This window comes from Streptomyces sp. NPDC000410 (assembly GCF_040300305.1).
Lineage (GTDB): Bacteria > Actinomycetota > Actinomycetes > Streptomycetales > Streptomycetaceae > Streptomyces.
Genome location: NZ_JBEPDM010000095.1, coordinates 1 through 9,948, shown reverse-complemented (window position 1 = coordinate 9,948; position 9,948 = coordinate 1). Strand labels below are relative to the sequence as shown.

General features: G+C 70.8%; 9 protein-coding genes. 3 read left to right on the top strand and 6 right to left on the bottom strand.

Going from position 1 to position 9,948, the window contains the following annotated elements; genetic code table 11:
• The 3 genes from ABT342_RS37320 to ABT342_RS37310 form a co-directional block, all read left to right on the top strand.
• Positions 1-1,362, top strand: a 1,362-nt coding sequence (locus tag ABT342_RS37320) for a TnsB C-terminal domain-containing protein (protein WP_351583810.1), incomplete at its 5' end; no start/stop codon positions are given.
• Entirely contained in the window at positions 1,359-2,102 is a 744-nt protein-coding gene (locus ABT342_RS37315) for an AAA family ATPase (RefSeq protein ID WP_351583807.1), read from the top strand. The genes ABT342_RS37320 and ABT342_RS37315, both read left to right, overlap by 4 nt.
• A 13-nt stretch (positions 2,103-2,115) precedes the next feature.
• Positions 2,116-3,225, top strand: a complete 1,110-nt coding sequence (locus ABT342_RS37310) for a hypothetical protein (protein ID WP_351583804.1) — start codon at positions 2,116-2,118, stop codon at positions 3,223-3,225.
• A gap of 33 nt (positions 3,226-3,258) precedes the next feature.
• Here ABT342_RS37310 and tpg read toward each other — a convergent pair whose 3' ends face one another.
• The 6 genes from tpg to ABT342_RS37280 form a co-directional block, all read right to left on the bottom strand.
• Complete coding sequence (gene tpg, locus ABT342_RS37305) at positions 3,259-3,816, bottom strand: telomere-protecting terminal protein Tpg (protein ID WP_351583801.1); 558 nt, start codon at positions 3,814-3,816, stop codon at positions 3,259-3,261.
• Positions 3,817-4,168: 352 nt separating this feature from the next.
• Positions 4,169-4,489, bottom strand: coding sequence for a hypothetical protein (locus ABT342_RS37300; protein WP_351583798.1), 321 nt, complete (start codon positions 4,487-4,489; stop codon positions 4,169-4,171).
• 99 nt (positions 4,490-4,588) lie between these two features.
• The gene (locus ABT342_RS37295) at positions 4,589-5,197 is read right to left on the bottom strand and encodes a hypothetical protein (RefSeq protein ID WP_351583795.1); all 609 of its coding nucleotides are present in this window, start codon (positions 5,195-5,197) and stop codon (positions 4,589-4,591) included.
• The gene (locus ABT342_RS37290) at positions 5,197-5,778 is read right to left on the bottom strand and encodes an RNA polymerase sigma factor (RefSeq protein ID WP_351583792.1); all 582 of its coding nucleotides are present in this window, start codon (positions 5,776-5,778) and stop codon (positions 5,197-5,199) included. The genes ABT342_RS37295 and ABT342_RS37290 overlap by 1 nt, the downstream gene beginning before the upstream one ends.
• Before the next feature lie 302 nt (positions 5,779-6,080).
• Positions 6,081-8,756 (bottom strand): DEAD/DEAH box helicase, encoded by a 2,676-nt coding sequence (locus ABT342_RS37285; protein ID WP_351583789.1) that lies wholly within the window; start codon positions 8,754-8,756, stop codon positions 6,081-6,083.
• 37 nt (positions 8,757-8,793) lie between these two features.
• A complete protein-coding gene (locus ABT342_RS37280) occupies positions 8,794-9,420 on the bottom strand; it encodes a hypothetical protein (RefSeq protein ID WP_351583786.1) in 627 nt (208 codons plus the stop codon).
• Positions 9,421-9,948: the final 528 nt, after the last annotated feature.

Below are 9,948 nucleotides of genomic sequence, written 5' to 3'. Positions count from 1 at the left end.
GCTCGTGCGGACAGGGGCGAGGGGGATCCGCCTCCGTCGATTGCGACGCTGCACCGGGCGATCCGTCGTGATCTGTCGCCGGGGGAGCGGGCCGGGCTCGCCGGTGGCGAGGGGGCGGCGCGCAAGCATGATGTGTTTCTGGCCCGGCCGCGGGGCTGGCGCAATCAGGTGTGGGAGACCGATCACGTCCAGGCGCCGGTGCTGGTCGAGGTCGACGGCAGGGCCCGCAGGCCGTGGATTACGTGGTTCACCGACTGCGCGACGAACGCGGTCACCGGTGTCGCGGTGACGCCGGTGCATCCGTCGCGGGAGTCGGTGCTGGCCGCGCTGCGCTCTGCGGTCCTGCGCGAGGAGCCCTACGGCCCGTTCGGCGGCCTGCCCGAGAAAGTGCGTGTCGACCGCGGCAAGGACTTCCTGTCCCGGACGGTGACCGCTGCGTTCGATCTCCTGGACGTGACGGTGGAGGACCTGCCCGCCTACACTCCCCACCTCAAGGGCACCGTCGAGGGCCTCAACCGGGCGGTAGAAGGCATGTTCCTGGCCGCACTGCCCGGGTACGCCCGCCAGCCGCGCCCCGGCAAACGTGCCTCCCGCCCGAAAGACGAAGTGCTGCTCAGCTTTGAGGACTTCACCGCCCAGCTGCTGGATTGGACCGTCTGGTGGAACACCGAGCACCGTCCCGCGCCGTTGCGGGGCAGGACTCCGCTTGAGGCGTGGCAGGGCGATCCCACCCCGCTGCGGGACGTGGCCGCGGCGGATCTGTGGACGTTCACCATGGAGGACGCCGGGACCCGCACGCTGACGACCCGCGGCATCCGCTTCAGGAGGCGCGACTATGTGGGGCCGTGGATGACCGGGCTGGCCGGGATCCAGGTCCGAGTGCGCTTCATGCCTCACCACGACCACCGCATCGAGGTCTACCACGCCGCCACCGGCCGCTACCTGGGTCCCGCGGACTTGGCCGACCAGGCCACCGAGGAACAGGTCAGCGCCGTACGGAAGACGCGGGCGGCCCGTGCCCGCCGCCTGAAGAAGGACCTCGAAGCTTCCCAGCGCGAGCGCTACGCCGCCGCCACCCAGGCCGAAGCCCCACAGCGGCTCGGCGCACTGACCACCGCCCAGGCCGGGACCGAACTCGCCCAGGCCACTGACACTGACCTGTCGGACCTTGCGCTGCCGGACCTCATCCCGCCAGCCGCGCCGCCGGCCGACTGGCGCACCCCTGCTTCCCTGACCTTGCTGACCACGCAGGGCCGGCCCGCCCCGCGCCCGTCCGACCGTGAGTCAGCCTCTGCGGTCCCCGACCGCCCGGCCGGGCGGGCCGTACCCTCCACCACCGACGAAGACGGAGACGCCTCGTGACCGCGGCCACCTACCAGTACGTCGACCTGCCCGACGCCTCCGTGGTCACCACCCGCGCCCTGCTCACCGCCCGCGAGAACATCGGCGACACGGTCGCTGCCCGCGCCATGATGTGCATCCACGGCGGCGCCGGCTTCGGCAAGACCCTCGCCGTCAACACCTGCCTGCGCGAACTCGAACCCGGCGAGGACGTCCGCAAGATCGCCTTCCGGGCCCGGCCCACCGCCCGCGCGGTGCGCTACGAACTGTTCACCGCGCTCGACCTGGCCGGGGAACCACCGCGCCACCCCAGCGAGTTCGACCGTCTGCTGAAGACCGCTCTGGCTGAACGCCCTCGCACCTTCCTGGTGGACGAGGCCCAGTGGCTCAATGGAGAGGCGTTCGAGTACTTCCGCTACCTGTGGGACGAGCCCTCCACCCAGCTCGCGATCATCTTCGTCGGCGGCGCGGGCTGCCACACCGTGCTGCGCCGCGAACCGATGCTGTCCTCCCGGATCTTCATCTGGCAGCAGTTCACCCGCCTCACCCCCAGCGAGGTCCTCGACGTCATCCCGCTGTTCCACCCGCTCTGGGCCGATGCCGATCCCGAGGACATCACCTTCGCCGACAGCCACGCCGCGCACGGCAACTTCCGTGCCTGGGCGCAGCTGACCGCCCACACCCGCACCGCCCTGACCCGCACCGGCCGCCCCCGCGTCGACCAAGAGTTGCTGCGCTGGGCCTTCAGTCGCCTCGCCTGACCACCACACCGCCATGCCGCTCGCAGCGCCACCGTCACCTGTCACCGTGGTCATCGACCGCCATGACGACGTGCTCCACACCCGCACCGCCCTGGCCGCCCACCACCTGCCGTCCGGCCGGATCACCCTGCACCCCGGCCCGGGCACCACCAGCGAAACCGGCCTCGCCCACGACCTTCTCGCCGCACTCGGCAAACCACCCCTGCTCCCGGGCCGCTTTCCCGGCGGCCGTCAGCCCGCCTGGGAAGCCGCTGCCGCCTGGATGACCGCCCTTCCTGTCACCCGGCTGACCGTCCTGCGCGCCCACCGCCTCACCGCCCGCCGCACGATGCGCCTGCTGCAGCTACAGGCCCTCACCGGTATCCACCTGACCCTGGTCTGCCACCGCCCCCACCTTCCCGCTGCCCTGCACCAGGCCCTGCGGACGGCCGACTACTCCGTCACCGCCGACTTCGAGGCTGCCCGCCGCCACTACTACGGCACGCCCATCACACCCCCGCCAGCAGATGGGCCCGTCGGGCCGGCTGACCGGTGGCTCACCCTGTCCGCACTGGACCGCCTCGTCTCCTACGACAGCCCCCGCCCCTGCTCTATCCCGTGCACGCCGCCCCAGATTGCCTGGCGACACCGCCCACCGCCCGTGCCTCTCACCGCGCCCACCACCCAGCAGGTCGCCCACCGGCTGCACGTGGCGACCGCACATCCCCGCCTGGCCGCGGCCGTCGCCGCCGCGCTGTTCACCGGCGCATCCCTCCAGCAACTCGCCACCGCACGTCCCCACGACTACGACACTGCCGCGGCCACGCTCGCCCTGCACGACCGTGCCCGCTACACCGACGGCTGCGCCGCCTATCCCGTACCACCCTGGGCCGGCGTGTTCCTGCGGGCCGCGGCATGCTTCACCCGGCTCGTATCCGGCGAGGATCAGGAACTGCTCGCCGCGCCAGGTGACCGCGGGCACCTGCTGCACGTGGCGGAGACGGCCAGACTGCGCCCGCCCCAGCCGCCCGCGGCCCGCCGCATAGGTCCGGCCGGCCGTGTGGAGTGGGACTGGCGCGAGCGGCAGGAAGCCGAGCGGTACCAAGCTGTGCCGGCAGGCCGCAGCAGGTCCCCACGACGCTGAACACCCTCTCGTGGTTTACGCGACGAGGCAGGCTCAGCCGATCGAGAAGTCGGCGAACTCGACGTCGCTGAAAGAGATGTGCAGACCGTGGGCCCGGCGGCCCCACTCGCGAAAGTAGGCGTGTCCCAGCGCGCGGGCGAGTATCACCGTCTGCTGCTGCTCGCCCGCGCCGGCATCCCGGGCGGCGAACAGCTCCCGAGCTACCTCTCCCGGCAGGTCCTGGGTGATCCACCGCACCCGCGGATCGTCCGAGGACCCTGCCGGAGCCGCGAACCCGAACCGCGCCCTGGTATGGAAGACGAACCCCTCCGCCTCGGCCTGGGCACGCCGACGGGCCCGTATTCGCGGCTGCCACCGAGCCAGCACCGCTTCCTCAATCGCCCGGACCTGCGGCGGACCCGGCGGACAACGCGCTCCTGGCTTCTTCGTCACCCACCGCTGCACGGTGCGCTGTGACACCCCCAGCACGGTGGCCACCTGCTGGGTGGAACCCCGGTGCGTCGCCAGCAGGAAACGCAGGCGGGCCTCGGTGCTTGAGGGCACGGGCCGCGTGCGCAACGCGCGCTCGATACCCTCTTCGATCTGTCCCACGTCTGCCTCTCCAAGTGGCCAACTGGCAGGGCCGGCACCCCGCAGTCCGTAGGTTGGTTCTCTCACACCGCCCGCCCCTGCCTGCTAGTTCCTGCATTCTCGGGACAGCGCCGGCTGACGCAGGCTACGAGCCCTGGGGCAGCACCGACGACAGGCTGGCGGCGCGGGTGAGGTAGGACCCCGCCGACCGTGAGCTGGAGACCACCCCGGGCGGAGCTCCCGCGCCCCGGGCCCTCAACGGCAAGGTTTGGGCCAGTCAACAAACTGGTCTAGACCTCTTTGGGAGTCAAGTGCTCGAGGTGCAGGTCAGGCCGTCGACGGGGCGTCTGCGGGATGCAGCTCCTGGATCCCCTCAGGTGCGGCGGGGCCTGTTGAGGGCGCGGACGGCGACGTCGTACGCCATGCCGGCGATCACGAGGATGACGGCGGGCCAGATGACGCCGGGCTGGACATGGCCGGTGATGATGGCGGCGGTCAGGCCGCTGCCGCCGCCGACGGCGGTGACCGTGGGGATCGCGGACGCCGGCGGGACTGGTACGGCGACCCGGTTCCAAGCGCTGCGGGACGGGTCGTCGTCACCGGCATAGCGGCGGTCGGTGAGTTCATAGCCCGGTATGACGTTGTCCCCGATGCGGGTTCCGATCACCCGTTTCGTGCGACGCTGGGAAGGCACAGGTGGCTCCTTGCTGAGTGCTGGAGTGCTTGGTGGCGGGTCATGTGCACAAGGGGTGGGTGCGATCGCGCGCCTAGGAAACCGCGACGCACCCACCCCTTACTCCGGCCGCTTCATCGCCTTGCCCCGCCCATCCCTCGCGCCCTGGCAGTCCCGGAAGTCCCGATTGAGGAATCCCATCACCTTCTGCGAGAGCAGGACTCCTACGATTCCCACGACACCGGGGGTCCAGCCGCGTCCGGAGTCGAGGAAGGCCATCGCCACGATTCCGGCCATGGTGGCGATGAACAGCCCCAGCAGGAGCAGGCGCTGACGCCTGCGGCGGCGGAGGCGCACCTGCATCAGTTCGATCTTGCGTTCCTGGGCGGCCTGTCGCCGCTCGCGCAGGGTGGTGGAGGGTGCTGCGTAGGCCTCTTCCAGGGCGGCGGTCTCGGCCCACTTCTCGCGCAGCTTTGCGCCGTCTTCGGTGATCGACTTCAGGCGCTCGGCGCGCACGGAGGCCGGTTCGTGCAGGTCGACCGGCTCCCAGAGGGCATCGGAGATGGCCTCCAGCAGCTCGTCGTCGTTTCCGCCGGGCGTCATGCGCATGAGGTCGGGTTCGCTGATCGTGGTGGGGGGGTCGTCCCAGCGCGGGGGCATCGGGGGGAACGCCAGCTGGCCGAAGTCGTCGACCGGGGTGTTCTGCCGCGGAACCTCGCTGTCTGACATCACTGTGCCTCCCCCTCCTTCGCGTTCGTGGGCTTGTCGGTCGTGCGGCGGGGCCGGATGCCGTGGCTGATGAGCAGGTCGATGCAGCGGCGGCGGGCGCGTTTGAGGTGGGTGCGCTCCGCTTCCGCGGACACCGTCTTGATCTCGGCGCGTTCGGTGGTGTCGTAGCCCTGGGCAGCCAGGATCAGGCTGAGTCGGTAGTGCTCGGGGAGCTGCGCCAGGATGGCGAGTATCCGCTCGGCGCCCTCGGCCTCCAAGTAGAGGCCCTCGGGAGTGACATGGGAGGTGAAGGCGGCGATGACCTCGCGCGGCACAGCCTCGTCATCGTCCGCGTCCGTGTCCGACACCGAGACCTCGGCGCGCTCGCGCGGGATGACGTCCCGCAGCGTGTCGATCACGCGCCTCCGGACGACGTGCTGGTAGAAGGCTTCCGGGGTCTCCAGGCTGCCCCACGCCGCGCACACCGCCCTCATGGCGTCGCTCGCGGCTTCCTTGGCATCCTCGCAGTCCAAGCCCAGGCGCATCGCGAAGCCCACCCCGCGGGAAAACCACTCGTCGTAGAAGCGTGTGAAGGAGTCCATCCGGGTCCGGGACCCGCTCCTTTCCTGCGGCGTCACGGGCTGCCGCCTGATCGGATCATCGCGCCACTCCTCGCCTCGGTCCGGGCCGCAGCCCCTTACCGGCTTCGTCGGCGGGGGACGGCGATCTGTGGCGCTTCCAGGGTGTGACCTGTGTCACATACAGGGGAAGGATCCTGCCCGCGGCCGCTCCCGCCCGGACCGTTCCGGGATACGGCCCGACGTGTAAGGGGCCACTACGAAGTACGCGACCTACAACGTGGTCATGACGTACTCGATGAGCACCTCTCGTCCAGTGTGCTGCTTCATGCCCAGTCGATGCCCAGCTCCCGCAGCGCGCCCAGCTGCTCCGCGCTGAGCTTGTCCCGCCGGGCCCTGGTGTTCGAGACCCACACACCCAGCTTCACCGCCACTGGTTCCGCCTCGCCGACCACCGCGATCTCCACGACGGCGCCGCGCGGCACCGATCGGCCCGCCCCTTCCCGCTCCATCCACTGCGCGAGGGCCACCAGACCCCGCTGGAACGCCTGCTGCGCCTTGCTCGGGCCCTTCGCCGCACGCCCGGCCGCCGGGGCGTCAGAGGGCGCCTGGAGCGGCTTGACGCCCAGCACGGTCAGCCGCTCCTGTTGCTCGGGCAGGAGCCGTGCCCAGGTGCCCGGCTGCTTCTGCCGGTGGAGCCACTTGCCGATGTCGTCACCGTCCATCAGCACGCCGGGCGCGATGTCGGGCAGATGGCCGTCGGCGTCGACCAGGTCCGCGAGGACGCGGTAGTGGCGCTGCCAGTCCAGTGGCCAGGGGCAGTCCCAGTCCGGGTCGATCTCCGTCAGCTGTGCCGCGCGCGCGGCGGCCCGGTCCGGGTCTTTGCCCAGGCCGTTCTTCGCGCCTTTGCGTCGGAGGTTGGCCATGTGCTGGCCGACCGGGACCATCGCCTCGCCCTCGCCCCACACCGCGTCCTGGCGCGGCGCGAGGTGTCCCATGGCGCGCCGATAGGACCGCAGCGCGGCGAGCTTGTTCTCCCACGCCTCCTCGCCCGGCTCCCACACCATCCCGGCCTCCGGCGCGTCCAGCAGGGTCTTGCGCCGCTCCTCCAGCTCCCCGGCCCGCAGCGCCTTCCGCTGCTGATGGACCCACCGGCCAAGCGGAAACGCCTTCGTGGCCCCGACTTCGACCTCTACGTCGTAGGGGACGGCGTAGAGGCCGGTGATCTCGTTCTCCTTGCGCCAGCGGATGAGGGCCTGGTAGCCCTCCAGCCAGACCAGGGACTCGGGCCGGTAGACCCGGGTCCGTAGGAACGCGGCGATGGTGGCGGCGTCGCGTGGGCTGGAGAAGTGCAGCAGCGCGGACTCGACAGCACCATCGGTGTCGTCGTGCTCCTGGTCCTCGCGGCCGCCTGCGCCGCCGACCCCGACGACACGCCCCTCTTCGTCGCGCCGGACGTGGATCTTGTGCTTGCCGCTGGTGAGGGCGCGGGAGGCGAGTTGCTCGACCAGGCGCTCATCGTGCGAGCGTAGGCCTTGGAGGACGGCTACGAGGGGGCGGAAGCTGGCGGAGGCGACCATGTCGGTCGGGTCCTCGCCGGGCTGGAGGAAGACCGGCACGATGATGCGGGCCACCTTGGTGGTGCCGTCGCGGTTGAGGCGGAGCGCGCGGCCGATGTTCTGCACGATCTCCACCTGGGAGCCGCGGGTGTCGGCGAAGCAGATCGAGTCGACTCCCCGCTCGCCGGTGATGTCGACGCCTTCCCCGAGTACACGGCAGCTGGCGAGGAACGCCCGGTGGACGCGCCGGCCCGCGGCGTCGAAGCCGCCTGCGAACTGGCGCAGGATCTCGCGTCGCTCGGCGACGAGGTGGTCGCCGCACAGCCATGCCGACCAGACCCGGTCCGGGGGTACGTGGCGGCCGGCCTCCAGCTCGTAGAACTCCGCGTCGATCGACGACGCGGGGAGCTTCTCCGCCTTCGCCAGGTCGTTGTCAGTGGCGTCGTTGACGTACAGCGCGGCCGCCGTCTCGGGCAGCTTCTCCGCGAACGCGGCGGCTTCCTCGACCTTCTGGTGGAAGGTCATGACGGTGCGCAGGTTGTACGCGGCGGCGTGCTCCAGGAGCGCGGTCTGCAGCAGCGCCAGGCGCCGGCCGCGCCGCGCCTCCTCGGTCTCCCCGAGGACGGGGGAGGGGTCGCGGATCTCCAGGACGTCGATCTCGAACCCGGCAAGGATCTCGCGCTCGATCGCCTCCGACAGGCCCAGCTCGGCGATCCACGCGCCGTAGGTCCCGTTCGGGTCGTCGGCCATGGTCGCGAGCTCCACCTCCTGGCCGCCGGAGCCCTTCTGCGGCCGGGGCGCGGCGAGGATGCGCGGGGTCGCGGTCAGGTAGAGCCGGAAGTCGGCCGGGATCCGCTGGTTGTCGTGGATCGCCGCCCACGGACGACCAAGATCACCGGCGGTTCCGTGAGCCTCGTCCACGATGGCGAGGTCGAAGCCGTCCATGCGCTGGCCGTAGAGCCGCTCTCCCCCCGCCAGAGCGGCCTCCAGCGGCCCGCGAACCTTCCGCTGACCCTCGGGAGCGTCGACGTCCTCACGGTCCACCAGAGAGGCGTACGTGGCGAACACGACCACCGGGCCGGACCCGGCCCACAGAGCGAGCTGGATGGGGTTGGTGGTGGTGCGAACCCCCAGCGAGTTCAGCACCGCGTCGTTCTCCAACGAGCACACCGCGACCATCGGGGCCCGGTGGCCCACCGCGCGCCACGCCTGGGCGGTCTGCACGAGCAGGTCCAGAGTCGGCACGGTCACGAGGATCCGGCCATCCCGGAAGCTCTCCCACGCGGACGCGGCGGCCATGATCGTCTTGCCCGAGCCGGTCGCTGACACCATCGTGGCACGGGCACCCTGCGGGGGCACAGATGACCTTGCAGGAAATCCCACCCACCTACGAAACGCGGCGCGCTGGTCTACCTGGTGTTCCTTGAGCGGAATCGCTGACATTTCCTTGCCTCCCCTAAGCCTGAATTCCCGTGGTCCTTCAGATGGCCGCGTTCGGAATGCAGGCCGCACCAAGGTCGTTCCAGATCGACGCATCCGCCTTGTGCCAGCCGCCCGGCTTCCCGTCCTTGAAAGGCGGCTTGTCGTCCAGGTCGTAGCGCCCGGCATCAAGCGTGCAGACCACGACGTCCCCGTCCGCGTTCCGCGTCCGCGCGGTGCACAGACCGCCGGCCTCGCCCAGCGCCTCCAGCACCCGGCGCCGCGCCGTGGTGTGCGGATGGGTACCCGGCAGCACGGCCTCCCGGACGAACCTCTCCGGCCGCACCAGGTCGGCCCGCTCACGCTGCCTCACGTCCGCGATGTGTACGGCCAGTTCAGAGGCCCCAGCGGACCGGCCGCCGTGCCGGGACCAGTCCCGGTCCGCGATGCCCACCAGGGCCTCGCTCACGGCCGTCACGCCGTCATCCCAGCCGTCCGAGAACACCGCGCCCCGAGAGGCCGGTGCCATGCCGTCCAGCTCCACCACCTGGCACTGGGCCCCGGCGACCGCCCCGGCCTCCAGCGAGGCCACCAGGTTGTCCGCCTCGCTCGCGGGCACGCCCTGCGCCTCCAGGAGCGCGAACACCTTCAACCGGGCATTCACGCCCGCCGTCTGGTACTGCGTCACCCGGCGCGGAGAATCACTCTTCAGCGCGGGATCAGGTCCGGTAGATTCGTGGCGACCGGTCATCTGTGGTCGTTCCTCTCGAAAATCTCACGGAGGTCTCGGATGGTTGGGGTGTGTCCCGCGTTTCTGCCAACAGTACATCCTGCATCAACCTGAAGCACGCGATACACTGGAGCCCACACGAACGAGCGACCCCCACCCCGCGCAGCCAGCCTGGCCCGCGCCAGCGGGCCCCAAGGTCCTGGGGGCGCAGCCGGAAGGACCGTTGAGGCGGGGGAGCGCAGCGGACCCGCCGGCCTGGGTTGGAGCGAAGCGGAAACCCAGTAGAGAGGCGAAGCCCCTCCGTTCGGTTCGAGAGCGCAGCGAACGAACCGTCACCTCGACTGCGCAGCAGTCGAGGTGTGCGAGGGGCGAAGCCCCTCGCCAGCGCTCCCGCGGAGCGGGAGCGCAACCACCGTGCGCAGCACGGTGGTTGGGTTTGAGATAGGAATAGGAAACGTCTTAAAACCAGTAAAAGCTGTAAGGATA

Bases quoted from the DNA above. Each gene is read 5' to 3' on its own strand.
- ABT342_RS37310 (WP_351583804.1), top strand. From the start codon at position 2,116: ATGCCGCTCGCAGCGCCACCGTCACCTGTCACCGTGGTCATCGACCGC.
- ABT342_RS37295 (WP_351583795.1), bottom strand. From the start codon at position 5,197: ATGTCAGACAGCGAGGTTCCGCGGCAGAACACCCCGGTCGACGACTTC.
- ABT342_RS37290 (WP_351583792.1), bottom strand. From the start codon at position 5,778: ATGGACTCCTTCACACGCTTCTACGACGAGTGGTTTTCCCGCGGGGTG.
- ABT342_RS37285 (WP_351583789.1), bottom strand. From the start codon at position 8,756: ATGTCAGCGATTCCGCTCAAGGAACACCAGGTAGACCAGCGCGCCGCG.